Source organism: Stackebrandtia albiflava, assembly GCF_007994225.1.
GTDB classification, from domain to species: Bacteria; Actinomycetota; Actinomycetes; order Mycobacteriales; family Micromonosporaceae; genus Stackebrandtia; species Stackebrandtia albiflava.
The window spans coordinates 1,984,040-2,008,507 of the sequence record NZ_VLLL01000005.1; the positions used below are offsets into that span (position 1 = coordinate 1,984,040).

Genomic DNA, 24,468 nt, shown 5'->3' on the forward strand with positions numbered 1-24,468 from the left:
CGCCCCCGCCCGCTCGGACACCGCCGCGCGGCTACGCCGAGAACGGCCGGCTCAACTCACCGCCTGCCTCACCAGTGCGACGATCCGCTTCTCGACGGCGGGGGTCATCGCCTTGAGGGCGTACGTCGTCGGCCACATGTCGCCGTCGTCCAGGTTCGCCGGGTCGTTGAAGCCCAGGGTCGCGTACCTCGACTTGAACTTGCCCGCGCTCTGGAAGAAGAACACCACCTTGCCGTCCCGCGCGTAGGCGGGCATCCCGTACCAGGTCTTCGGCGTGAGCTCCGGCGCCTCGGCGGTGACGATCTCGTGGAGCCGCTGTGCCAGTTCCCGGTCGGTGCCCTCCATCTCGGCGACCTTCGCCAACAGCGTGGCCTCGCCGTCGGCCTTCGAGGCACGCGATCCCCGGCGGGCCTCCGCCTTGATCTCCTGCGCGTGCTCCTTCATGGCGGCACGTTCCTCGGCCGAGAAACCGGCGGAGGACTTCGCCGCCGTGGCCTTGCGCGTGCTCTTCTTCGCGGTCATGGTTCTCTCCATTCGTTCCGTCCGACTTCCCGACCGGGTCGTCACGATGCTAAATCCGTCCGCGACCTGCGGTTCCGGATTCCGGATCGGTCCGCGGCCCGGTCGCCGGGGCCACGTCACCAGGTGACGCGATCCGGCGACCACCACGATTCCCGCCGTGGAGGGGTTCCGCATCCGTGCTCACCACCGAATCGACCACGGGACGTCCCACCGAGCGTCGCGGCCGTGCCGCGCCGACCTCCCGGTTTGCGTTGGAGTGCACTCCAGCGCCTAGCGTCGTGCCGTATCACGAGAGATGGAGAAGCGCATGGAACACCGTTATCTCGGTCGGACCGGACTGAAGGTCGCCGAACTGTGCCTCGGGACGATGTTCTTCGGAGGTGCCACCGACGAGAAGACAAGCCACCGGATCCTCGACGAGTACGTCGCGGCGGGCGGCGACTTCATCGACACCGCCGACGTGTACGTCAAGGGCGAGTCCGAGTCCGTCATCGGGCGCTGGCTGGCCGGTCGCGACCGTGACGACCTGGTCATCGCCACCAAGGTGTACGGCCGGATGGGCGAGGGCCCCAACGACGAGGGCCTGAGCCGCAGGCACATCCTGTCGGGGGTGGAGGCGAGCCTGCGCCGCCTCAAGACCGACCACATCGACGTCTACTACGCCCACGTCTTCGACGACGCGACCCCGCTCGAGGAGACCCTGGCCGCGTTCGACGCCCTGGTCTCCAGCGGCAAGGTCCGGTACCTGGGTGCCAGCAACTTCACCGGATGGCAACTGCAGAAGGCGCTCGACCTGTCGGCACACCACGGCTGGGCGAGGTTCGACGCGCTGCAACCGCTGTACAACCTGATCGACCGGGAGACCGAATGGGAACTCCTGGAGGTCTGCCGGCGTGAGGGACTCGGAGTCATGCCGTGGAGCCCGCTGCGCGCCGGCTGGCTATCCGGCCGCTTCGCCAGGGGCATGACGGAACCGCCCGCCGACACCCGGGTCGCCAAGGAGGGCTCCTGGCAGGCGTTGTCGAAGGACGAACGCGCCCTGCGGGTCTTGGACGTGCTGCACGAGCTGGCCGCCGAGACCGGCAGGACGGTCTCGCAGTTGGCGTTGCGCTGGCTCATCCAGGCCGACCACGTCACCTCGCCGATCATCGGCGCGCGCACCGAGGCGCACCTGGCCGACAACCTCGGCGCGGTGGGTTGGGAACTCACCCCCGAGCAGGTAGCCCGACTCGACACGGCGAGCGACCGGCCGAAGGTGTACCCCTACGACGTACTCGACCGCTTCGTGCGGCGGCCGAGCTGAGAGGGGGTCCCCGCGCGCCCCGGGGTGCGCGGGGACCACTCGTCACGGCGACGGGATCAGCAACGGCGGTACGGGTACTTGATCAGGGTGCAGTCGGTCCGCTGCTGGATCCAGCGCTTCCAGCACTCCATGCCGTCGCGGTCGTACTGCCACCAGCCGGCGTACTCGCACGACTCGCCGGCACGGGCGGTGGTTCCCGCGACCAACCGGCTCAGCAGGCGGTCCGCGAACGCGTTCACCTTGTACATTCGTTCTCCATTCGGATACCGGCCCCATGCGAGACCGCACGGGTACCCTTCGACCGTCTGGACCGGACATCCCGAACCCCGCGCGCGGCGCGTCGGTCACGTGGTGTCACGGCCGACGTGAAAATCAGGGGACTCCCACCGCGCCGGTGGTTAGCATCGCCCGATGAGACCCTTGACCGGCGCAGACTTCCCCGACCTGTTCGCGAACTGCTCCAAGCGCGAGGCGGCGGCGATCCCGCCACCGGACCTCGACGCGGTGGAGTGGGCCGAGATCGACTTCCTGGCCTGGCGCAACCCGCGCACACCGCAACGCGCCTACGTCGCGGTACCCCACGGCGCCGGGGTGATCGGCCTGGTCTTCCGCATGGCGGCCAACCGGAACACCGCCGGGGCCATGCGGTCGACGATGTGCGAGTTGTGCCACACCGTCCACTCGTCGGGCGGCGTCACACTCTTCACCGCCAACAAGGCCGGAGTCGCGGGGCGGCGGGGCGACAGCGTCGGCTGTTACATGTGCACCGACCTCGACTGCTCGCGTTACATCCGCGGCGTGAAACGCCCCAAACGGATCCAGCCGCCGAGCACCCTGACCGTGGACGAACGGCGGGACCGGCTCCGCACGAAACTCGACGGACTGGTGGGCATGGTCATGGCGGGCTGACCCGGTCGTCCGGTCGGGAGCGGCGGGAACGACTTCGAGGACGGGTACGGACACGACGTCAGGCTGGTGGGTCGTGGCACGACCCCGGCACGGATCGGGAACCGATTCCCGTGCCGGCGACGCGCCCCGACCGGCGGAGGTGGCCGTCCACCGGCGTGGACCCGCCGCCGTCGGCACACCGGAAACAGGCGTTCACCTGCCGGAACGCCGCACCGGTGCGAGATCGTCACCGCGCCGACCGCGGGCCGGGGCGACGCACGGGTGCGGCGTCGCGGGGTGATCGGGGCGGTCACCGGGCGGCGGGACCTGTTTCGATGGAATCCCCCGACGAAAGGTCCCCTGTGAACCTGTCACCTCCACCTCCACAGAATCCGGGTCCGCCCGGGTACCCCGGCGGCGCGTACCCGCCACCGCCGCCGCCCGAGCCGGGCGGCGGCCCGCTGCCGGGCCCCGGTATGCCGCCACCGGTCGATCTGGCCGCCACCGGCCCGAAGCCCACCGGCCGCCCGGTGACGGCGATCCTCACCGGCCTGGTCATGGGCGGTCTGGCGCTCTTCTTCATCATCGCCGCGATCATGGAGTTCGCGGAGATGGTGCCGACCGGCGTCCCCTACGACTCGATCCAGAACATCCGAGGCGCGTACTTCGCCCTGATGGGCGTGGTCGCGCTGGTGGCCGCCGTGCTGGTCATCGTCAACGGCGACTTCGGCCGGGTCTTCGCCGCGAGTGTGGCGGGTGCCGCCATGTGGGAGGCGGCGGAGTGGTGGCAGTACATACTGCTGATCCTGTTCGACGGCAACACCGGTGATCCGTCGGAGGACTGGTGGATCCGCGCGGTCCCGCCGTTGCTCGGCGGGTTCAGCGGGATCGTGGCGTTGATCATGCTCGCCATGCCCAAGTTCAGCGACTGGTCGTCCGACCGCCGGAGGCCGAGGACCTGAACGACGGCCCGGCGGCGTGCCGCCGTCGGGCCGTCCGGTGTTCAACGGGGGGCGAGGAACTCGATCCGGTTGCCGTGCGGGTCGTCGACGTAGAACCGGTGCATGCCGGCGGGGTTGACCGGTGAACCCTCCGCACCGTTGAGCCGCATGGGATGGTCGTGGAGTTCCTCGTCCCAGGTGACCCCGTGCCCGGCCGCGGTGAGGCGGTCGGCGAGGGAGCGCAGCGATTCCAGGTCGCCCCACACGATCCCCGGGTGTCCTTTACGGGCGGGCCGGAACTCCGCCTCGACGCCCAGGTGCAGTTCGATCCCCGGTTGCCCGTCGAGCCGGAACCAGCAGCCGCCTCGGGCGGCCAATCGGGCGGGTTTGGCGACCTCGGCCATGCCGAGCAGTTCGCCGTAGAACGTTCTTAGGGTGTCCTCACTGCCCGCCGGGCAGGTCAGTTGGACATGATGAACACCGAAATACATGCCGTCTCCGTTCGTGGGATGATGTTTGACATCTTAACAAGACGGACGTACGGTTTGTTTGAGAGGTGGCACCGGGCCCCGCAGTCCGGCACCGCCGACCACTTGTGCCGTCCGGCGCCGGCCACATGCGCGGTCCGGCACCGCCGGGCGTGGCACGTCCGGCAGACTGAACACGAATACGGACAAACGACTTGGGAGCATCAGTGCCGAGCATCGACACCTTCGCCGCGCGCGCCGACCTGAGAGTCGGCGACCAGAACTACGAGATCTTCCGGATCGACAAGGTCCCCGGCCATGAACGCCTGCCGTTCAGCCTGAAGGTCCTGCTGGAGAATCTGCTGCGCACCGAGGACGGCGCGAACATCACCGAATCGCACATCCGTGCCCTCGGCGGATGGGACCCCAAGGCCACGCCCAGTGTGGAGATCCAGTTCACGCCGGCACGGGTCATCATGCAGGACTTCACCGGCGTGCCCTGCGTCGTGGACCTGGCGACGATGCGGGAGGCCGTCGCCGACCTCGGCGGCGACCCGGGACGGATCAACCCGCTGGCACCGGCCGAACTCGTCATCGACCACTCCGTGATCGTCGACTACTTCGGACACCCCGACGCCTTCCAGCGCAACGTGGAGCGGGAGTACCAGCGCAACCACGAGCGCTACCAGTTCCTCCGGTGGGGGCAGACCGCCTTCGACGAGTTCAAGGTGGTGCCGCCGGGAACCGGCATCGTCCACCAGGTCAACATCGAACACCTCGCGCGCGTCGTCATGACCCGCGACGGCGTCGCCTACCCCGACACCTGCGTCGGCACCGACTCCCACACCACGATGGAGAACGGCATCGGCGTCCTGGGCTGGGGCGTCGGCGGCATCGAGGCCGAGGCCGCCATGCTGGGGCAGCCGATCTCCATGCTCATCCCCCGCGTCGTCGGCTTCAAGCTGACCGGGGAACTCCCCGCCGGTGCGACCGCCACCGACCTGGTGCTCACCGTCACCGAGATGCTGCGGGCACACGGCGTCGTCGGCAAGTTCGTCGAGTTCTACGGCGAGGGCGTCGGCGCGGTGCCGGTCGCCGACCGCGCCACCCTGGGCAACATGAGCCCCGAGTTCGGCTCCACCTGCGCGATCTTCCCGATCGACTCCGAGACCATCTCCTACCTGGAGCTGACCGGCCGGGACGAGCACGCCCTCGCACTCACCGAGGCGTACGCCAAGGCGCAGGGGCTGTGGCACGACCCGTCGCGGGAACCCGAGTACAGCGAGTACCTCGAACTGGACCTGGCCACCGTGGTCCCCTCGATCGCGGGTCCGAAGCGTCCCCAGGACCGCATCTCGCTGTCCGACGCGCAGGCGGCCTGGCGGTCCTCGGTGGGCGACTACGTCGACGGCGACAGCATCCAGGGCCCGGCCGACGAGGCCTCCGCCGAGTCGTTCCCGGCCTCGGACTCCCCCGCCGTCACCCGCGACGGCGAGGGGGACAAGCCGCACCCGGCGCACCTCGACGGCCGTCGCCCGCACCGGCGCACGCCCGTGACGCTCGCGGACGGCACCGAGTTCGAGCTGGACCACGGTCACGTGGTCATCGCCGCCATCACCTCGTGCACCAACACGTCCAACCCGTACGTCATGGTCGGGGCCGCGCTGCTGGCCAAGAACGCCGTCGACAAGGGACTGTCCCGCAAGCCGTGGGTGAAGACCTCGCTCGCGCCCGGGTCGCAGGTCGTCACGGGATACCTGGAGCGGGCCGGCCTCACGCCGTACCTCGACAAGCTCGGCTTCAACCTGGTCGGTTACGGCTGCACCACCTGCATCGGCAACTCCGGTCCGCTGCAGGAGGAGATCTCGCGGGCCGTCAACGACGCCGACCTGGCGGTCACCTCGGTCCTGTCCGGCAACCGCAACTTCGAGGGCCGGATCAACCCGGACGTGAAGATGAACTACCTGGCGTCGCCGCCGCTGGTCGTCGCCTACGCGCTCGCCGGATCGATGGACTTCGACCTGGGGAACGACCCGCTGGGCACCGACGCCGACGGCGCGCCGATCATGCTGGCCGACATCTGGCCGTCCGCCGAGGAGATCGCCGAGGTCGTGCACTCCACCATCGGCCGTGAGATGTTCACCCGGGACTACGCCAACGTCTTCGAGGGCGACGACCGCTGGAAGTCGCTGCCGATCCCGACCGGCGACCGTTTCGAGTGGGCCGACGACTCCACCTACGTGCGCAAGGCACCCTACTTCGACGGGATGCCCGCGCAGCCGGAGGCGGTACGGGAGATCACCGGCGCCCGGGTGCTGGCGAAACTGGGCGACTCGGTGACCACCGACCACATCTCCCCCGCCGGCGCCATCAAGGCAGACTCGCCCGCCGGAAGGTACCTGAAGGAGAACGGCGTCTCGCCGGCCGACTTCAACTCCTACGGGTCGCGGCGCGGCAACCACGAGGTGATGATCCGGGGAACCTTCGCCAACATCCGGCTGCGCAACCAGATCGCGCCGGGCACCGAAGGCGGCTTCACCCGCGACTTCACCGTGGACGACGGCCCCGTCACCACGATCTACGACGCCGCGCAGAACTACGCCGCCGCCGGCACGCCGCTGGTGGTGCTCGCCGGCAAGGAGTACGGCTCCGGTTCCTCCCGCGACTGGGCGGCCAAGGGGACGTCACTGCTGGGTGTCAAGGCGGTCATCGCCGAGTCCTACGAGCGCATCCACCGGTCGAACCTCATCGGGATGGGCGTGCTCCCGCTCCAGTTCCCCGAGGGCGCCTCGGCGGAGTCGCTGGGACTCGACGGCAGCGAGGAGTTCGATTTCTCCGGTGTCACCGGCCTGAACGACGGCATCCCGCAGACCGTCCACGTGACCGCCACCCGTCCCGGGGCGGACACGCCCACCGCGGAGTTCGACGCCGTGGTGCGGATCGACACCCCCGGTGAGGCCGAGTACTACCGGCACGGCGGCATCCTGCAGTACGTGCTGAGGTCGTTGATCGCCAAGAAGTGACCCTTCCACCTCGGCGGCGCGGTACCGGTCCGGTACCGCGCCGCCGTGCGTCACGGCCCGGTCGGCGCCGGAGCGCGGCCGGATCGGCAGTGCACTGTGGAACCCACTACGCGGCGGACGCCGGGCGGTCCAGGGCTCGCGCCATCCGTTCGACCGCCTCGGTGAGTACGGCCCGCGACGTGGCGATGTTGAGCCGCACGAATCCGGCGCCCTCGGCACCGAACGAGGTGCCGTTGTGGACACCGAGCCTGCCCTTCTCCAACAACACGTCGGCGGCGTCGGCGCCGAGTCCGTAGGCGCGCAGGTCCAGCCAGGTCAGGTACGTCGCCTGCGGCGGCCGGTAACCCACCTCGGGCAGCCGCTCGGCCAACAGCGCGGCGAGCAGCGTCCGGTTGTGGTCGAGACCGGTCCGCACCTCGTCGAGCCAGTCGACGCACTCGGCGAAGGCCGCACGCCCCGCAAGCGCACCGAACAGTCCAGCGGCGGCCCACAGGTCGTCGGGCAGGTCCGACACCTCGGCCGCCGGCCCCGGAATCAACAGGGCCGCCTTCAACCCGGCCAGGTTCCACGCCTTGGAGGCGGAGTGGAGGGTGAACGCGCGGGCCGCCGCCGGGTGGTCGATCGAGGTGAAGGGGATGTGCCGCTCGCCCGGCATGGTCAGCGGCGCGTGGATCTCGTCACTGATGACGGTGACGCCGTGCCGTTCCGCCGTATCGGCGACGGCGATCAGCTCCTCGCGGGTGAGCACGTGCCCGGCGGGGTTGTGCGGGTTGCACATCAGGTACACCGAGGCGCCCGCCAGGTCGGCGTCCAACCGGTCGGGGTCGAGTCGCAGCCCCGCACCGGTGTCGGCCAACGGGCTGGCGACCACCTTCCGGCCGGCCCGGCCCACGAAGGAGTAGAACGGCGGGTAGACGGGCGTGGAGATGACGACCCGGTCGCCCGGCCGGCTGACCGCGTCCAGTGCCGCGACCACGCCGCCCATCACGTCACCCACCAGGATCGGCACGGAGGGATCGAGGGACCAGCCGTACCGGTCGGACGCGAAGCCGCAGAACGCCTCGGCGTATCCGCAGTCGGTCGCGTAGCCGGTGTCACCGGCCTCGACCGCCTCCCGCAGCACCTCCCGGATCGGCTCCGCCAACGGCGTGTCCATCTCGGCCACCCACACCGGCAGCACGTCGGCGGCGTAGTGCCGCCACTTCACGCTGTGGCGTCGCCGCAACCGGTCCAGGGTCAGGCTCTCCAACGGGGAACTCGGTATATCGGCCATGCCTCATGATGCCCGAGCCGTCACCGGCTCGGCTATGGCGGAAGTCACCCGCCCCACCGATGCGCCCGCCCCACCCATTGACCGCCTTGGGTGGCCACAGGCCCTTCCAGGCGCCCGAAACATACCGAATGCCCGATTCATTCCCGGCCCCAGACCACCCATGGCGGGATCTCCGGGCCGCTCGGTGGCTGTCACACCGGTTTCCACAGCTCGATCGACGAATCGTTGGCGGTGACGATGGTGACTCCATCCGGGCTGAACGCGATCCCGGTGAGGTCGCCGCCCCTGTGCAGGAGCGGGCTGCCCGGCAGTGAAGTGAATCGCTGCCGGGTCGTCATGTCCCACAGATCCAGCCTGCCCGAGGTCTCAATCCTCCCGTTCGACGCCAGGATGGCACCGTCATGACTGAACTGGAGATGATTCCCGTTGCCGCCCGGTGCCTCCAACATGTCGGCCCGCTTCCAGTCGGCCACTTCGTACAGTTGGATACGGCCGGAACCCAACCCGCTGACCGCGAAAAGCGAGCCGTCCGGACTGAAAGCGACCGCACCGCCCAATCCGTCGAAGACCGCTTCCGGCGAGAACGTCCGCCGCCAAGTCGCCGTGTCCCATACCTCCAGGATCGTGCTCTCCAGACCACCTCCCACCGTCGCCAATCGGATGCCGTCCGGACTGAAGGCGATGCCCTCCAGACCGGTCACCTCCCATGCCGACGACGTGAGTGTCGTGACGGTCGTCCGCGTGGTCACGTCCCACACCAGCACCTGATCGTCGCGGCCGAAGGCTAGTAGGCGGCCGTCCGGACTGAACGCCATCGGGGTTCGCCGGTCTCCCTCGAGCGTGGCAAAGCGCTCGCGGCGAGAGACTTCCCAGATACCGACACCCTCACGGGATACGGCCAGCAGGTCGCCGTCCGGATGGAACGTCATCCGATCCCCGGTGTCGAATGCGGTCGGATCCTCCTCGTACGGGAGGACGTCGATACCCTCACCCGATGTGTTCCACAGTTCCAGGGCCTCCTCACGTGTGAAGGCGAGGACGGAACCATCCGGGCTCAACGCAAGCGCCCTGACGTCGACGTCCTCGAGGAAGGTCTCGGAAGCCCACCTCCGGCCGTCGCCGGAGGTGCTCGGCGATGGTGACGACGTCGCGGTGTCGTCGGATCGGGCGGGTGGGTCATCCCCACTCAACGCGAACGGGATCACGACCGCCGCCGCCACCCCCAGGCCACCCGCCAACAGCACCCGGCGGCGAAGACGAGCGGCCCTCGGCGTGACGTCCGCGCCGTCACCTTGGGCATCGTCCTGATCCTCGACCGGTGGGTCGGTGTCGGCGTGGTACATGTCGGAACCGCGTTTCGACGACTCGATCCTCTCGGGTGGGGAGTCTTCGTCCGTGCGGGTGCGCATCACCGCCGGAGTCACGGGTTCGGGATCGCCGGGTGTCGTCGCACGTTCAGGCGCCGGTGCCGGAACGGCGGGCGATACCGGCGCTGTCGTGGATCGGCTCGCGAGCAAGGGCGAATCACGTGAATCCGAAGCTTCCGACGGCGGCTTCACCGCAGCTGTATCGGATACCGTCGTGGACCGATCAACGTGGCCGCTCGACAACGCACCATGTGCGACGACCTGTTCCAACTGGTCGACGACGATGGGCGCGATCCCCAACTCCCGGTGCAGAAGTGTCGCCACCAGGGGCATACGGCTGGCCCCGCCGACCAGGAATATCCCGCCCAACTCGGTCGCGCGGACACCGGCCCCCTCGACGACCGACCGAACCACCGCGACCGCCCGGTCCAGCAACGGGCGCGCCAACGTCTCCAGTTCGGCACGCGTCAGATGGACATCGCGATCCAGGATCGGCACGTACAGGTCAGCGGTGGTCTGCCGGCTCAGACGTTCCTTGGCCAACCGGATGTCCCGATCGAGGTCGTGACGTCCTCGACGCTCGGCGGCGGTCCCGGGGTGCGAGAACCAGTTCCAGTCGCCCACCTCTCCGACACGTTCGCGAAGCTCGGCGGCGATGGCCGCGTCGATGTCGATGCCGCCCAGCTCGTCGAGACCGCTCGCGGCGGTGACGTCGAACCCGCGCGCTCGTCGGGTCACGACACTGACGTCGAACGTGCCGGCACCGAAGTCGTAGACCAGGATGGAGGTACCCGGTGCGACCGCGTGATCCAACTGCTCGACGAGGTAGTAGGCGGCGGCGACGGGCTCGGGAACCAGGCGGACCTTGGACAATCCCGCTCTGCCGCATGCTTTCCGAAGCACCTCGCGCCGTGGGGCACCCCACACGGCCGGGTGCGTGACCGCTACGTCCTGCGGGACTTCGCCCATGACCTGGACGCACTCGCGCCGAACACGCTCCAACACCGCGGCGAACAGGTCGACGACTCGCCACTCGCGATCACCCAACAGGACGGTACCGTCGTCGACTCTGCGTTTCGGATGTGGTTCCAAGCGGGCCGGTGCCGTCCTCGCCGATTCCAGTGCGTCCCGGCCTGTCACCAGTCGTTCGTCACCGTCGACGAACACCGCCGACGGCAACAGGGGCGACGAGTCGAACAGCAACGACTGCACCCGGCCGTCACGCCGCCTCACCACCGCGACAGTGTGGGAGGTCCCGAAATCGATGCCGAGCGCACCGTTGTGAGAAGGGAACACAGGTTCAAGCCTAAGTGAGCACGACGGGAGAACGAAACGTCCACATGGACCTCACGTGGCGTCGGTCTACTCACAAGTCGACGGATGCTCGGTGGCTGTGAGGATTCTCAGGAGCCGTCGCGGATCCGTGGCATGCTCGGCGGGTGAGCATGGACTGGACGCCGTACTTCGACAAGACGACCGGGCTACCACCACGCGAGCTGTACCTGGAGGCCGTGGAACGGTTCTCCGGGCCCGGTCTCGCCGTGGACCTCGGCTTCGGCGCGGGGAACGAGACGATGGATCTGCTGTCCCGAGGCTGGGAGGTCGTCGCGGTCGACGCCGACCCGGCCGCCGCACCCCGGCTGCACGCCAGGGCCGACGGCGCCGGTGCCGAACGGCTCACGACGGTCACCGGGACGATCGAGGACTTCGACATGCCGCGGGCGGACCTGGTCCACGCCGGTTCCAGTGTCTTCTTCGTACCGGCCGCCCGCTTCACCGAGACCTGGGACCGGATCGTGGCGAGCCTGCGGCCGGGCGGCCGGTTCGCCGGGAACCTACTCGGTGAACGCGACGACTGGGCGGCCAATCCGGCCATGACGCCGGTCAGTCGATCCACTCTGGACGAGATGCTGGCGGGCCTGGAGGTCGAACACCTCCACGAGCAGGACGAGGACGGCCGTTCGATGCAGGGTCCCAAGCACTGGCACGCCTACCACGTGGTGGCGCGGAAACCGTGACGGTTCAACCCGCGACGACGTCGTCCCCGACCCGGATCGTGCCGGTCTCCAGCGGCACGAGGTAGATCCCGAACCAGCTCGCACCGTCCCGCCGCCGGTGCTTCGCCAGGCTGCGCAACGGCTCGCGCCCGATGTCGCCGGTCTCCGGCGCGATGGTGGTCATGACACAGCGGTCGCATTCCGCCGCGACCCGGAAGCCGAGCCCCGCGACCGTGACGTGTCGCCACCCGGTCTCGGCGAACGGCACGGGTGAGTCCACCACGACGTTGGGCCGGAACCGGGACATCGGCACGGGCTCCACCGGCTCGTCCAGTTCGGACTGTCGTGCGGTCACCCACTCGTTGAGCCGGTCGAGGGACGTCGTGCTGGTCAACAGGATCGGGAAGGCGTCGGCGGTGGAGACGACCTCTCCGGGGCGCCCGGCCGGGTGGCCGACCCGCCGGGACGCCGGGTCGTCCTGATGCGTCAGCCGGACCGGGATCCCCAACAGGCCGGTGAACCACGCCGCGGCGGCCTCACCACAGTCGGCGGCGGTGAACCGGGTACCGAACACCGAGACCGCCCGGCGCGGCGCGTTCTCCGCCAGTCGCACGGTGAGCCCCGCCCCACCGGGCGCGTGGAAGTCCACCACGTCCGGCATACGGTACGCCGCCCTCACCCGCAGCAGCCGCGGATGCTCCCGGGCGGTGACCTGGGCACCGTCGCGGTCCACCAGTAGCAGTCGGCGGTCCCCCGCCAGCCCGTACGGCGCGACGGCGGCCTCGGCGACGTCGTTGGGCGCGATCGACTTCATCGGATGTACATGCAGTGACACGATCCGCATCCGCACGACTCTATGCCGCCGCCGGGTCGCACAGTGGAACCGGGTCCTCCGTTCCCGCCCGAGACGCCGGGCGGGAACGGAGGACCGCTCGGTCAGCCCGAGGTGACGGTGACGTCGTCGACGGCAGCCTCCACCAGGCTCGCGGAGCCGGCGTCCGCCGCCGTGACCACGATGCGCACCGTCTGACCGGCGTAGGCCGACAGGTCGTAGGCGTGGTCGCTCCACGCGGCCGCCCGGTCGGTGGCCGCGCCGGTGAAGGTCTGCAACACGACCGTGCCCGCGCCGGTCACGACGGAGATCCGGAGGTGATCGGTGGAACCGGAGTTGTTGAGGTGCGCCAGATACGCGCTCAGGGTCAACTCCGCCGACGCACCCGCCGGTAGCGCTATCGCGGGAGACGTCGCGGTGGTCACGCCGTTGTCCACGTCGTGACCGCCCGCGTCGGAGCCGGCGGCCGGCCCGGTGACCAGGCACTGCGACTCGCTGGCGCAGTCGCCGCGTTGCAGCACCGTGCCCAGGTACGTCGTCTGCGCGGGGTCGCCGCGCTGCCACTGACCGGCGGTCGCGGTGTCGCCGCCACCGGAGTTCACCGTCCACCCCTTGTCGGTGGAGAAGTCGTCGGAGAAGACGACGACCGGTCCGGTCACGGTACCGACCGTGAGGTCGAATTCGGCGGTCTTGGTGCCGGTGGTCCCGGTGGCCGTCACGGTGACGGTGTACTCGCCGTCGGGTGTGCCGGAGGTGGTCCCGACAGTGAGTGTCGCGGTGCCGCCGGAGGTGACGGTGCCGGGTGAGACCGAGGCGGTGATCGCCGACGACGAGGTCGCGGCCGACAGTGTCAGCGACTGGGCGGCGCCGGCGACCGTGGTGGTGGCCACAGTGGCGGTGAGGTCGTCACCGGCGTCCACCCGGCCGTTGCCGGGGTCGACCGACACCGCGAAGTCGCGGCCCGCCTTGGTGCAGGCGGGGTCGCTGCCACCGGGCACGCTGACGGCGTCGAAGGCCGCCTTGGCGGCGTCGTACTCGGCGCAGGTGGCGAAGACCGGGGTGCTGGCGGCGAAGTTGAGCGCCGCCCGCCGCGCCTGCGCGTATGTCCAGCCGGAGTTCTTGCCCAGCAGCGCGCCCATCCAGATCTTCCCGGCGTCCTCGATGCCGATGCCGGTGAGGGTGCTGCCGTCGCACGTGGTGCTGCCCGGCTTGCCGGGTCCGCCGGCGGCGGTGCCCTCGGCCGTCAGGTAGAACCAGTGGTTGATGGGGCCGGCCGCGGCGTGGACCTCGGTGCCCGGGATCGCGGTGCTCCAGCAGTCCGGGTCGCCGAGCGCGCCGGGGTCGGGCATGTTCCGGATGAGGAAGTCGGCGCGTTCGCCGACCAGGTAGTCCGGCGCGTCGTTCCCGGTGGTGGCGGGTTGGGCGTCGTACCACTCGGTGAGCGCGCCGAAGATGTCGCCGGTGCCCTCGTTGAGGCCACCGGTCTCGTTTCCGCCGCCGGAGCCGCCGGGCGTGGTCTGGAAGATGCCGTGTCCCAGTTCGTGCGCGACGACGTCGAGCGGGACCAGTTGTCCGCCCGGGGCGCGGCCGAAGGTCGCGGAGCTGCCGTTCCAGTAGGCGTTCTGGGCGCTGAGTCCGACGTAGAGCGGGTAGCCGCCGCCGTTGCCGTTGATGCCGTCGCGGTCGAGCCAGTCGGCGAGCATGTCCCACTGTTGTCCGGCCGCGTACATGGCGTCCACGCAGGCGGTCACGAGGTCGGAACCGGTGGCGTTGCCCCAGGTGTCGTCGGCGTCGGTGTACGGGCTGGATCCCTGGCGGGCGCACGAGAGGTTGGGGCGGGCGGGATCACGCATCACGTACGAGCCGCCCGAGGAGGTGGTTCCGAACTGGACCGTGCCGCCTCTGCCGTTGTACCAGGTGTTGCCGGTGCCGGCGCGGGTCCGGTCGTAGCGGGTGATCACGTCGCCGTCGGTGGCGTCGGTGAAGACGTGGGTGAGGGTGGGGAGTCCGTCGTCGGTGCGGCCGGTGACCACGGTCTCCCAGGCCAGAACCGGGTCGTCCCAGGCGAGTACGACCAGTTCCGGTGCGGAGGTGACCCGTCCTCCGGTGTCGTCGGCGGCGGTGCCGGCCGCCGCCGAGGCCGTCACGTCCGCCCGTACGTCGAGGTCGAGGACCTCCGACTGGCCGGTCTGGGTGTACCGGACGTCGCCGGCGCCGTCGGTGACCACGACGACGTCTCCGCCGACGACCGGCAGGTCGTGGTGGGTGCGGGAGTACGACACGAAGTGCAGGCCGAAGGCGGTGGTGACGTCGAGTCTGTGGAACTGGTCGCCGGGTGCGGCGAGGATGTCGGCGGTGGGGTCCGCCATCAGGCGGTCGGCTCCGTCGACGGCGTGGGCGGTGTTTCCGTCATCGGCGAAGGTACCGGGATCGCCGCCGGGTTCGGCCGACGCGACGCCGGACAGTGCTGCCACGGTGAGCCCGGACACCAGGCTCACGGCCAATAGCCGTCTCATAAGGAGGGTCTCCTCTCGGGGGCATCCGGCTGAGGAGGTGTTCAGCCGTCTGCCACGCACAGTGGCAGACCCGCGATCGAGGGTCAATCGGCCGCCGTTCAGCGAACCGGACACATTGACATTTACGCACGTCAATATGAAGCGCAGGTGGATTCAGTGAAATACCGCGCCGGAACGCTTACCCTCGAACAGATCGAAGGCGTCCGGCACCTTCACACGGTGACCGCGGAAGAGTTCCAGCTCGGCGGCCGCCGCCCGATCGAACCAGCCGACGTCGCACGTCTCGGAGGTGACCTGCGGCGTCCCCGAGACCCACTCGGCCCGGAAGACCGCGCAGTACGTCTGCACCCGCGGCGTGTCGGAGATCCGGCGATTGTCGTACAGGCCGTACAACGCGACCGCCCGCACCTCCATGCCGGTCTCCTCGCGCGTCTCGCGCTCGGCGGCCTCGGCGGGGGTCTCACCCACGTCGGTGAGACCGCCCGGCATGCACCACTGTCCACAGTCCCGGCGCCGCGTCAACAACAGCCTGCCGGAGCCGTCGAAGACCGCCGCGTCCGCCGTCGCCAGCGCCGTGCGCTCGGTCAGGTCCGCCAGGAACAGCCGTTCCAACTCGTCGGCGCTCCGGGTCTCGGTGAGCGCCAGCGCCTCCGCCGCCAGCCGCCGCACCCGGTGATACCTCGCCCGGTCGTACTCGTCCGTCCCGTAGTACAGACCCGCCGCCGCGATGCCGCGCAGTTCCTCGGCCAGTGCGATCAACCGGTCGGCCGGTGTCATCCCTCCACCTCGACGGTGTCGCGGACGGACAGGTCGGTGCGGAGATCGGACAGCATGGTGTGTGCCCGCCGGACCTCCGCCAGGCGCTGCGCCTCCAGGTCGGCGACGGCGAGACCGTTGGCCTTCCCCGGCGCCCGGTCCAACACCCTGCCCTCGGGGTCGAACACGGCACTGCCACCGCTGAGCGTCCACGGCGCCAGACCGCCCACACCCCCGGCGAACACCACGTAGAACGTGTTGTCCAACGCCCGTGCCGCGTGGTAGAGGTCGCGGCGGTGCTCACCGCCCACGTTGAAGGCGCCGCCGGTCACGTAGGCGTGGCAGCCGTCGGTGGCGGCGGCGCGGGCGTGCTCGGGGAACGTCGCGTCGTAACAGACGCCCACGCCCAACCGCCAACCGTTGACCACGACGGTCGTGCCCCGGTCCCCGGCCGTGAACGACGCCTTCTCGACCGCCACGAGGTGCTGCTTGTGGTAGACGTCGCGCACCACCCCGAACCGGTTGACCAGCAGCGTGGCGATGTGGCGGCGCGGCCCCTGCCGGACGCTCGCCCCCACCAGGACGCACAACCGGTGACGCTGCGCCATGTCCCGCAACGGGTCCAGCCGTCGGTCACCCACCTGGCCGTGGAAGTCCACCTCCAGGTCGCACAACGCCGGGCGGCTCTCCCACGTCGGCGGGTGGTACCCCGGCAGGAACAGCTCCGGGAACACGACGACGTCGGCCCCGGCGTGGTCGGCACGGTCGATCAGTCCGGCCGCGGTGTTGGCGTTGGCGATGATGTCGCCGGGGATCGAGGCCGCCTGCACCGCGGCCACCCGCAGGAACGCGGAGGGGTCGTCTGGGTGGGTCACCCCACCATGGTGCCAGCGGAGCCGTCCCGGCCGGCCGCCGCCCGCTCCACCGTGCCTACCACGGCGGGGAATCCGGCAACACATACGTCCTCATTGCGGACCACACGTGCGCCTGTCAGGATCAATGGGTGCCTAGGGTCAGTCCAGAACGTCTGAATTCCCGCCGCCGCGAGATACTCGCCGGCGCGCGGGCCTGCTTCGCGCGGCACGGTTACGAGGGCGCCACCGTCAAACGCCTGGAGGAGGAGATCGGCCTGTCACGCGGCGCGATCTTCCACCACTTCAAGGACAAGGACTCACTGTTCCTCGCCGTGGCCGAGGACGACGCGATCCAGATGGCGGACACCGTCGCCCGGCACGGTCTGGTACAGGTCATGCGGGACCTGGTGGACGACGCCGACCGGCCCGAGATCACCGGTTGGCTGGGCAGCCAACTGGAGGTGAGCCGGCGGCTGCGCACCGACGCCGACTTCGCCAAGGCGTGGGAGGACCGCAAACAGGCGATCGCGACCGCGACCCGGGACCGGCTGCGGCGGCAACGGGACGCCGGGAACCTGCGGACCGACCTGCCCGTGGAGGTACTCGCCGAGTTCCTCGAACTGGCCTACGACGGGCTCATCACCCACCTGGCGATGGGCAGTCCCGCCGCCGACATCACCGCGGTCCTCGACATGGTGGAGACGGCCGTCCGGCGGCCTGCCTGATCCACCGGTTCACGAGCCGTCGGCGGCGGGCCGATGATAGCCGTGGTTGACACCGTAGGCGCGGAAACCGATCGACCCGTAAAGCGCCCGCGCCGACGGGTACGCGTCGTCACCGCGGGCGCACACCCGGGCGTGACGGGCACCGAGTGTCCGGGCGGCGCGGAGCGCGGCGAGGATCGCCGCGGTGGCCAGGCCGTGCCGCCGGTGTTCCGGCGCGCAACCCACCGGTTCGAGGCAGACGGTGTCGATCCGTGCGTCGTACCAGACCAGGCAGAACGCCACCGGTTCACCGTCGTGCTCGACGATCCAGTCGAGCCCGGGCAGGTAGCCGGGTTGCCGCATCAGCTCCCGATAGGCCGCGGTGTCTACCCGCGACGGCGGCAGACCCGGCAACGAGAAGGCGGCACGGTGCACGGCGGCGCGACCGGGGGCGTCCGAGGCGTCGCGCACCGGGCGCAACCGGTACCCGGCCGGTACCCACGGCTCCGGCACATCCGTCAGGTCGCGACGCATGTGGACGAAGAACGGCCCACCGTCCCTCCTGGTGAACCCCCGTTCAAGGAGTGCCCGGGCGGCCCAGGTCTCGGCGTCGCGGATCGTGGCGGTGAGTGCCGCACCGCCCGCCTCGGCCGCACACCAGTCGACGACCTCCCCCGCCAAGCCGGGAAATGCCGGGTCCACCTGGAACTGGAAGCCGCCGGACAGGTCGAGCCACGCCCAGGCGACGGGCCGTCCGTCCTGCTCCCACCAGGCGGTGGGCCATTCCGGTTCGCGGCCGGTGTGCTGGAACCGCATCCAGATCAGTTCACCCGGGTGGATGCGTGCGTCCGGCCCCCACAGCCGTGCGGCGAGTTCCCTCAGGCGTGGCAGGTCTCGAACCGGATCGGTGAGGCGACGCGACGCGATCATCCGGGCAACCTATAGGCCGCCGCCGGCACCGTCAACCGGATTGCCCACCGGCCACACCATCGCCCGCAGCAGCCGTTCCGCCTCCGCCTCGGGGTCGGCGGTGAGTCCGGTGTGGACGGGACCCGCCCTGACCACGGTGCTTCGCGGCGCGACCAGCCACCGGAAGCGGGCACCCAGCCGTTCCGCGGCGGCGGGACCGGCCTCCGGGCCTCCGGCGCAGACCCGGGCGACCACGTCGAGCGCGCGGCGGATACTCGCCTCGTCGGCGCCCGGATCCAGTGCCCGCAACCTGTCGACGTCCAGCGCGAACCGCGCCGACAGGTGCAGTGGCCGCTGGCTGTACAGCAGCACACCGGCGTTCATGCACTCACCCCGGTCGACGCGCGGCACCACCTGCACGACCGCGTACTCGTATACGACCCGTCCCGCGTTCACCGGCGGTCCCCCCTCGCCCCGAAGCCGCGCAGCCAGTCCGGCCGGTTGTCCACCGGCGGTGCGGCCGCCCGCCCGGCCCGTACGGCCGCCGCGGCCGAGTCGAGCCAGTGTTCCCGCCGCGCCAGGCGGTCCGACAGCACCGAGACGTAACGGTCCCGCCGGGACTCCTCGTCCAGCCACTCCTCGGGGACCTGCGCCACCACCTCGGTCAACAGCTCCTCCGTCACCAGTGGAGCCAGCGCGGTGTCGGCCGCCACCAGGTCCGGTGAGGACTCCAGCAGCGCGTGGCCCCCCGCGTCGTACGGGCGGGCGGGGAAGGCGTCGGCGGTCGGCCAGTTGTGGTGGAAGGTCAACGCGGCCCCGTGGTCGATGAGGTACAGCCGACCGTGCCAGCACAGCATGTTGGGGTTCCGCCACGTCCGGTCCACGTTCCCGGTGAAGGCGTCGAACCACAGCACCCGGCCGGCCAGCGCCGCGTCCACCGGCTGCTCGGCGGCGTCGAAGTCGAGGGAACCGGGCAGGAAGTCCATGCCGAGGTTGAGGCCGGGGCTGTTGGTGAGCAGTTCCTGCACCTCCTGATCGGGCTCCGACCGGCCGAGTGCGGGATCGACGGTCACCGTCACCAGTCTGGGCACCGGCAGCCCCAACGCCCTGCCCAGTTCACCGCAGATCGTCTCGGCCACCAGGACGCGGCGGCCCTGCCCCGCGCCGCTGAACTTCACCACGTAGACGCCCAGGTCGTCGGCCTCCATGACCCCCGGAAGTGATCCGCCCTCGCGCAACGGCGTCACGTATCTGATCGCCTCGACCTCATCAAGCACGACATCAGAGCTTATGTGGTGCGGCGGCGCCACCACGCACCAGTGGCCGGTGGCCTCCGGCCCCCCGTCGGGCCGGTGTCCACCCGGCATCGGCCCGCGCCGGTGGCGCCGGAGGCGGCTACGGTGACCGCCATGGCGACGCTGTGGGAGCGATGGGGAGTGGTCCTGACGGTGACGGCGCTCGCCCTCCCGGTGGCGGCGGGTGTCGCGGCGGCGGCGACGCGAAGACGGCGGCGGCTCGGAGAGCCCACCGCCGTCGCGTGGTATCGGTCGTGTTGTGAGGTCGGGGCGGTGGTCGGGACCGTCCCGTGGCTGTGGATGGTGTTCACTCCGGCGGACGGACCCGGTGGTCACCGGCTCGTGCCGCTGGTGGACCTGGTCGAGGTGATCGGCCGGGACGTGGGAGACGCCGTCGTCCAGATCGGTGGCAACCTCGCCGTGTTCGCCGCCGCCGGTTTCGCGGCGGCGGCGAGGTGGCGGGTGCCCGTCCGGTGGATCGGGGTCGCGGCCTTGTGTGCCGCCTCGGCGATCGAGGCGGCACAGGCCGTGCTCGACATCGGACGTGTGTCCTCCGTCGACGACGTGCTGTTGAACGTGTGCGGCGCGCTCATCGCGGCGCGCCTGGGACGGCGGTTGTCAGTCCCGGCGGTCGCGCCAGCCTGACCGGGCGCGCTGCTCGGACCGGTCGTGGCGTCCCCGGTCGCCGAACCTGCGCTCGCCCCGGTCCTCCCAGCGTCCACCGCGCGAGTCGTCCCGGCGTCCACCGCGCGGGCGGTCGTCGAAGCGGCCGTTGCCACGGCCACGGTCGTCGCGCTGGTGGCGCCGGTCGCGGTCGTCATGTCGCGGACCGCCGCCCTGGCCCCGGTAGGGCTTGCCGCCGCCGTGCCGCTCGCGGGGTGGCCGGTCACGGTACGGACGGGGCTGCTCGGGTTCGATCAGGCCGGAACGTTCCTTCTCGGCGCGGTCGCGCAGCCGGGCGGCCTCGCCGTGGAGTCGGGCCGCCTTGGCGGCCAGCGCCTCGGACTGCGCCAGGAGCGCGTCGGCCTCCACCTGGGCGGCCTCCGCCTCACGGGCGACGGTGTCCGCCTCCATGTCGGTGAGCGACCGGGCGCCGGTGATGCGCACCAGTTCCTCGTCGAACGCCCCGGTCACCAGGTGACGGGAGACGTCGACGTCGACCCGCTCCAGCATCCCGAAGACCGTCTTACGCTGGTGCGGGAGTGCCAGGGTGACGACGATGCCGCTGCGGCCGGCGCGGGCGGTACGCCCGGCACGGTGCAGGTAGTCCTTGCCGTCGCGGGCGGGGTCGACGTTCATCACCAGGTCGATGCCGTCGACGTGGATGCCCCGGGCGGCGACGTCGGTCGCCACGAGCGCGTCCACCTCGCCGTCCTTGAAGTCGTCGAGGACGCCGGTGCGCGCCTGCTGGGTCATGCCGCCGTGCAGTGCCGCCGCGCGTACGCCCGCCTGGCGGAGCTGTGCGGCGACCCGGTCGGCGCCCATCTGGGTGCGCACGAACACGATGGTGCGGCCCTTGCGCCCGGCGATGGCCGCGGTCACGGGGGCCTTGGTGTTCGGTTTGACGACCAGGACGTGGTGGCTCATGGTGGTCACCGCGCCGGCGGAGGGGTCGACCTCGTGGGTGACCGGCTTGTCCAGGTAACGCTTGACGAGCGTGTCGATCTCGCGTTCCAGCGTCGCGGAGAACAGCATGCGCTGCCCGCCCGACGGGATCAGGTCGAGGATGGCGGTGACCTCGGGTAGGAAGCCCATGTCGGCCATCTGGTCGGCCTCGTCCAGGACAGCGACGGACACCCGGTCCAGGAAGCAGAACCGGCGGTCGATCAGGTCGCGCAGGCGGCCGGGGGTGGCCACGAGCACGTCCACGCCCTGCTTGAGCGCGTCGATCTGGCGGGACATGGACGTCCCGCCGCACACGACCTTCATCTCCAGGCCGAGGATGTTCGCGTAGGGGTCGAGGGCGTCGGCCACCTGCATGGCCAGTTCGCGGGTGGGGGTGAGGATGAGGCCGCGGGGCCGCTTGGCCTCGCTGCTCTCGCCGTCGGCCGCGAGGCCGACCAGCAGCGGCAGTCCGAAGCTGAGGGTCTTACCGGATCCGGTCCGTCCCCGGCCGAGGACGTCCTTTCCGGCGAGGGCGTCGGGGATCGTCGCTGCCTGGATCGGGAACGGCGTGGTGACGCCGCGCCGACCGAGTTCGGCGACGATCGACGCGGGCAGCCCGAGTTCGGCGAAGCCGGGTACGGCCTGCTCGGTCGATTCGGGCATGACGGGTTGCTCTAGTTGAGCAAGGGTCATCAAGGAACCTTCCACAGTAGTCAAAGCACGTACCGCGGAAAGACTCTCGGGATATCGCCTGTTTGCGATTCAAGTGAGAATTCGTCGGGACGCGCCCGGGGCGTCGGATTCTCGACGCCGGTAAATGGGTCAAACAGTGGTCAACTGTAGTGCACGGAATCGGCACCACCAAGGCGGGGCGGCAGCGCCGTCGGTCACATCGGTCGATACGCCTCCGCGCGGGTCTTCAACTCGGCCAACCTGTCGCGCCAGAACTCCCTGCGTGTGGCGGCGGTCTCCGGGTCGGGAAGTCGTTCGTGCCGAAGCCGAACGGCCGCGCGATGGTCTCCCCTGGACACGAGTTCGACGGCCACGCGGGTGTCGTCGGGGGTGAAGTCGAACCGGAGTCTGCGGGGGCGGTCGGCCGTGCGGGGCGACAGCGGATCGCCCGGCAGCCACCGGGCGCGACGGTCCGCCGAGTCCCACCAGTCGAAGACCTCGTCGGACGACAGGCCGACCGTGACGCTGACGCCGATCTCGAAGGTGCCGTCGGGACGTTCGCCCGGCAAGCGCATTCCACGGTCCTGCTCGTATCCGACGGTGATCGTCTGCGCCCACCACTCCGGCACCCGGTGTTCACCGGCCAGGTGGGCCGCGATGTCGGCGTGCCGCCTGGTCGTGGCACCCCAGGCGTCCAGCACCGCGAACCAGCTCCGCCAGTCGCCGCCGGTGTTCTCGATCAGCGCCTCGTCCGACGCCCTCCGCCGTGGTGCGGTCATGAGCCGACCATACGGGAAATCCGTCCACCGACCGGGCGAACCCGATCGGAACCGGCTGCGTCAGATCGACATGAGGAGATGGATTATCCCCGTGGCCGCCGTGGCACTGCTGACCGCGGCCTGTGGACGAGGCGAGTCGGACGCCGCACCCGCCGACGACGGAGGCGAGTTCGACACGCGGGCGCAACAGGTGGCGACCGCCTGGCAGGCGGTGGAACCCGCCGACTACTGGGGCGGTGACGCACCGGTGCTGTTGGACCGGCCGGTGGTCGCCACGCCGGACGGTGAGGAGTTGACCGAGGCGCAGTCCTCCGCCGTGGCGAACGGGTGGTACGTACTGGACGCCGCACTGCCGGACTCCTCCCCGCCGGGCGAGATACAGGGGATCACCGTGGACACCTGGTCGGCGGAGCAGGCGTGGGAGGCGCTGGCCATCGGCGGAGAGCCACCGGCCGACTGCCCGAGGGAGCCCGTGCCGGACGAGACCTCCGGCACCGGTGACGACGGCACCACCTCGCACACCGCCGTGTGCGGAGTCCTCACCGTCACCGACGTGCGGCCGGGAACCACGACCCGGTGGACCAGCCTGGGTTCGCTGGAGGTGCCCGCCTGGCTGTACACGGTGGACGGTCTGTCCGAGCCGATCAGCCAGGTCGCCTTCGACACCGCCGAATCCCCGCAACCGGCCCCGTTGGACGTTCCCGACTTCACCCCGCCCGCCGGACTGACCGGGGCGGCGGGCATCGAGTCGGTCGACGGTGCCGAACTTACCTACCTGCTCGCGGGCGGCGCGTGTGACACCGACTTCCAGCCGCTCGCGTACGAGACCCGGGACGCGATCGTCGTCGCCGGGACCATGAAGACCGACGACACACAGATGTGCACCGAGCAGCTGACGTACACGCCGGTCACGGTGGAACTGACCGAACCGGTCGGCGACCGCATGGTGATCGACGCCGCCAGTGCCACTGTCCTGCGCATCGGCGGGTACTTCCCCGCCTGACCGCCACACCACGGTCCCGGAACCACCGGCACGCGGGCCGGCCCCGGGACCGGTGCCGCCGCCCACGCCGGGCATGGGCGGCGGCACCACCACCGGCCGGTCAGGCGTCGCCGGGAAGGATCACCTGGGGACGGTCCTTGCGGAAGAACCGGTTGGACGCCGGCAGCGCGAGCAGGATGATGACCGCCAGATAGCACACGATGCTCACCACCATGGACACGACGGTGAACGCGCCGTACCAGGAGGGCAACACGGCCATCCCCGCCTCGGTGGCCTCGCCGATGTCGACGCCGTCGGTCGGGCCCATTCCGGACAGGAGGCCGGCCAGTCCGGCGGTCAGCAGGCTGCACACCAGCATCAGGCCGCTGAACACCCACGTGGTGATCCGGGCCGGGTTGCTGCCCCTGAGGTTGAACACCGCCAACACCAGGTAGATCAGCGCGGGAACGATGGTCACGATGAGCGTCAGGGCGTCACCGCCGCCGCTCACCGAGTTCACGATGTCGGGTGCGGCGCCCTGCTCCTCCAGATTGGCGCGCATCGCCTCGGTCATGTCGGCGCTGTACATGAGGCTGAACACGACGCCGACGGCCGTCAGCGCCACCACGAGGAACTGCAGCACTACGGCGGTGGTGACGGTGCCCGGGCGGGTCCGGGGCCCCGGTTGTGAGAACTGTGGCGCGGAGTTGGTCATTGTCTGCTCCGATGTCGTCCGACTCTGTCGCCACCGACCATATGGGTCCACCGGCCGGTTTCCGTCCG

At 70.4% G+C, this 24,468-nt stretch carries 23 protein-coding genes; 8 read left to right on the plus strand and 15 right to left on the minus strand.

What is annotated here, in order from left to right:
- Positions 1-51 precede the first annotated feature (51 nt).
- Positions 52-522 carry an iron chaperone gene (locus tag LX16_RS10170; RefSeq protein WP_147136568.1) on the minus strand — a complete coding sequence of 157 codons (471 nt, stop codon included), beginning with the start codon at positions 520-522 and terminating at the stop codon, positions 52-54.
- Between the two features lie 307 nt (positions 523-829).
- Between LX16_RS10170 and LX16_RS10175 the strand changes: the two genes are divergently transcribed.
- Positions 830-1,825 (plus strand): aldo/keto reductase, encoded by a 996-nt coding sequence (locus LX16_RS10175; RefSeq protein WP_147136571.1) that lies wholly within the window; start codon positions 830-832, stop codon positions 1,823-1,825.
- A gap of 56 nt (positions 1,826-1,881) precedes the next feature.
- Here LX16_RS10175 and LX16_RS10180 read toward each other — a convergent pair whose 3' ends face one another.
- Positions 1,882-2,073 (minus strand): hypothetical protein, encoded by a 192-nt coding sequence (locus LX16_RS10180; RefSeq protein WP_147136575.1) that lies wholly within the window; start codon positions 2,071-2,073, stop codon positions 1,882-1,884.
- A 163-nt stretch (positions 2,074-2,236) separates the two neighbouring features.
- Between LX16_RS10180 and LX16_RS10185 the strand changes: the two genes are divergently transcribed.
- Together LX16_RS10185 and LX16_RS10195 are read left to right on the plus strand one after the other, a co-directional pair.
- Positions 2,237-2,734, plus strand: coding sequence for an FBP domain-containing protein (locus tag LX16_RS10185; protein WP_147136579.1), 498 nt, complete (start codon positions 2,237-2,239; stop codon positions 2,732-2,734).
- A gap of 341 nt (positions 2,735-3,075) precedes the next feature.
- Positions 3,076-3,675: a hypothetical protein gene (locus tag LX16_RS10195; RefSeq protein ID WP_158645548.1), complete on the plus strand. Its 600-nt coding sequence runs from the start codon at positions 3,076-3,078 to the stop codon at positions 3,673-3,675.
- A gap of 41 nt (positions 3,676-3,716) precedes the next feature.
- On the opposite strand, the gene LX16_RS10200 is transcribed toward LX16_RS10195, so the two are convergent.
- Positions 3,717-4,145 (minus strand): VOC family protein, encoded by a 429-nt coding sequence (locus LX16_RS10200; protein ID WP_147136585.1) that lies wholly within the window; start codon positions 4,143-4,145, stop codon positions 3,717-3,719.
- A gap of 203 nt (positions 4,146-4,348) precedes the next feature.
- On the opposite strand from LX16_RS10200, the gene LX16_RS10205 reads away from it, so the two are divergent.
- Positions 4,349-7,144 carry an aconitate hydratase gene (locus tag LX16_RS10205; RefSeq protein WP_147136588.1) on the plus strand — a complete coding sequence of 932 codons (2,796 nt, stop codon included), beginning with the start codon at positions 4,349-4,351 and terminating at the stop codon, positions 7,142-7,144.
- 106 nt (positions 7,145-7,250) lie between these two features.
- Here LX16_RS10205 and LX16_RS10210 read toward each other — a convergent pair whose 3' ends face one another.
- Both LX16_RS10210 and LX16_RS10215 read right to left on the minus strand, forming a co-directional pair.
- A complete protein-coding gene (locus LX16_RS10210) occupies positions 7,251-8,417 on the minus strand; it encodes a MalY/PatB family protein (RefSeq protein WP_211354378.1) in 1,167 nt (388 codons plus the stop codon).
- 191 nt (positions 8,418-8,608) lie between these two features.
- Positions 8,609-11,020 carry an Hsp70 family protein gene (locus tag LX16_RS10215; RefSeq protein WP_158645549.1) on the minus strand — a complete coding sequence of 804 codons (2,412 nt, stop codon included), beginning with the start codon at positions 11,018-11,020 and terminating at the stop codon, positions 8,609-8,611.
- Between the two features lie 209 nt (positions 11,021-11,229).
- Between LX16_RS10215 and LX16_RS10220 the strand changes: the two genes are divergently transcribed.
- Positions 11,230-11,802, plus strand: coding sequence for a methyltransferase domain-containing protein (locus tag LX16_RS10220; protein ID WP_244615788.1), 573 nt, complete (start codon positions 11,230-11,232; stop codon positions 11,800-11,802).
- Between the two features lie 4 nt (positions 11,803-11,806).
- Here LX16_RS10220 and LX16_RS10225 read toward each other — a convergent pair whose 3' ends face one another.
- From LX16_RS10225 to LX16_RS10240, 4 genes are all read right to left on the minus strand, one after another.
- Positions 11,807-12,625 (minus strand): MOSC domain-containing protein, encoded by an 819-nt coding sequence (locus LX16_RS10225; protein WP_147136594.1) that lies wholly within the window; start codon positions 12,623-12,625, stop codon positions 11,807-11,809.
- A 92-nt stretch (positions 12,626-12,717) separates the two neighbouring features.
- The gene (locus tag LX16_RS10230; RefSeq protein ID WP_147136597.1) at positions 12,718-15,129 is read right to left on the minus strand and encodes a M4 family metallopeptidase; all 2,412 of its coding nucleotides are present in this window, start codon (positions 15,127-15,129) and stop codon (positions 12,718-12,720) included.
- Positions 15,130-15,282: 153 nt separating this feature from the next.
- Complete coding sequence (locus tag LX16_RS10235) at positions 15,283-15,906, minus strand: NUDIX hydrolase (protein ID WP_147136600.1); 624 nt, start codon at positions 15,904-15,906, stop codon at positions 15,283-15,285.
- Positions 15,903-16,760 (minus strand): carbon-nitrogen hydrolase family protein, encoded by an 858-nt coding sequence (locus tag LX16_RS10240; protein WP_147136603.1) that lies wholly within the window; start codon positions 16,758-16,760, stop codon positions 15,903-15,905. The genes LX16_RS10235 and LX16_RS10240 overlap by 4 nt, the downstream gene beginning before the upstream one ends.
- Positions 16,761-16,888: 128 nt before the next feature.
- Here LX16_RS10240 and LX16_RS10245 point away from each other — a divergent pair, with 128 nt between their 5' ends.
- Entirely contained in the window at positions 16,889-17,464 is a 576-nt protein-coding gene (locus LX16_RS10245) for a TetR/AcrR family transcriptional regulator (protein ID WP_147136606.1), read from the plus strand.
- 9 nt (positions 17,465-17,473) lie between these two features.
- Here LX16_RS10245 and LX16_RS10250 read toward each other — a convergent pair whose 3' ends face one another.
- From LX16_RS10250 to LX16_RS10260, 3 genes are read right to left on the minus strand one after another with little or no spacing between them, the layout of a single operon-like run.
- Positions 17,474-18,373 (minus strand): GNAT family N-acetyltransferase, encoded by a 900-nt coding sequence (locus tag LX16_RS10250; RefSeq protein ID WP_147136609.1) that lies wholly within the window; start codon positions 18,371-18,373, stop codon positions 17,474-17,476.
- 9 nt (positions 18,374-18,382) lie between these two features.
- A complete protein-coding gene (locus LX16_RS10255; protein WP_211354379.1) occupies positions 18,383-18,808 on the minus strand; it encodes a DUF3037 domain-containing protein in 426 nt (141 codons plus the stop codon).
- Entirely contained in the window at positions 18,805-19,629 is an 825-nt protein-coding gene (locus LX16_RS10260) for a HipA family kinase (protein ID WP_147136612.1), read from the minus strand. Before LX16_RS10260 ends, LX16_RS10255 begins: the two co-directional genes overlap by 4 nt.
- 132 nt (positions 19,630-19,761) lie before the next feature.
- Between LX16_RS10260 and LX16_RS10265 the strand changes: the two genes are divergently transcribed.
- Entirely contained in the window at positions 19,762-20,292 is a 531-nt protein-coding gene (locus LX16_RS10265; RefSeq protein ID WP_147136615.1) for a VanZ family protein, read from the plus strand.
- Here the strand turns inward: LX16_RS10265 and LX16_RS10270 are convergent.
- Together LX16_RS10270 and LX16_RS10275 are read right to left on the minus strand one after the other, a co-directional pair.
- On the minus strand, positions 20,266-21,945 hold the full coding sequence (locus LX16_RS10270; RefSeq protein ID WP_147136618.1) for a DEAD/DEAH box helicase: 1,680 nt from the start codon (positions 21,943-21,945) through the stop codon (positions 20,266-20,268). The genes LX16_RS10265 and LX16_RS10270 overlap by 27 nt on opposite strands.
- Positions 21,946-22,139: 194 nt before the next feature.
- Positions 22,140-22,703 carry a hypothetical protein gene (locus LX16_RS10275; RefSeq protein WP_147136621.1) on the minus strand — a complete coding sequence of 188 codons (564 nt, stop codon included), beginning with the start codon at positions 22,701-22,703 and terminating at the stop codon, positions 22,140-22,142.
- Positions 22,704-22,794: 91 nt separating this feature from the next.
- On the opposite strand from LX16_RS10275, the gene LX16_RS10280 reads away from it, so the two are divergent.
- On the plus strand, positions 22,795-23,706 hold the full coding sequence (locus tag LX16_RS10280) for a hypothetical protein (RefSeq protein WP_147136624.1): 912 nt from the start codon (positions 22,795-22,797) through the stop codon (positions 23,704-23,706).
- Positions 23,707-23,806: 100 nt separating this feature from the next.
- On the opposite strand, the gene LX16_RS10285 is transcribed toward LX16_RS10280, so the two are convergent.
- On the minus strand, positions 23,807-24,400 hold the full coding sequence (locus tag LX16_RS10285) for a hypothetical protein (RefSeq protein ID WP_147136628.1): 594 nt from the start codon (positions 24,398-24,400) through the stop codon (positions 23,807-23,809).
- Positions 24,401-24,468 lie beyond the last annotated feature (68 nt).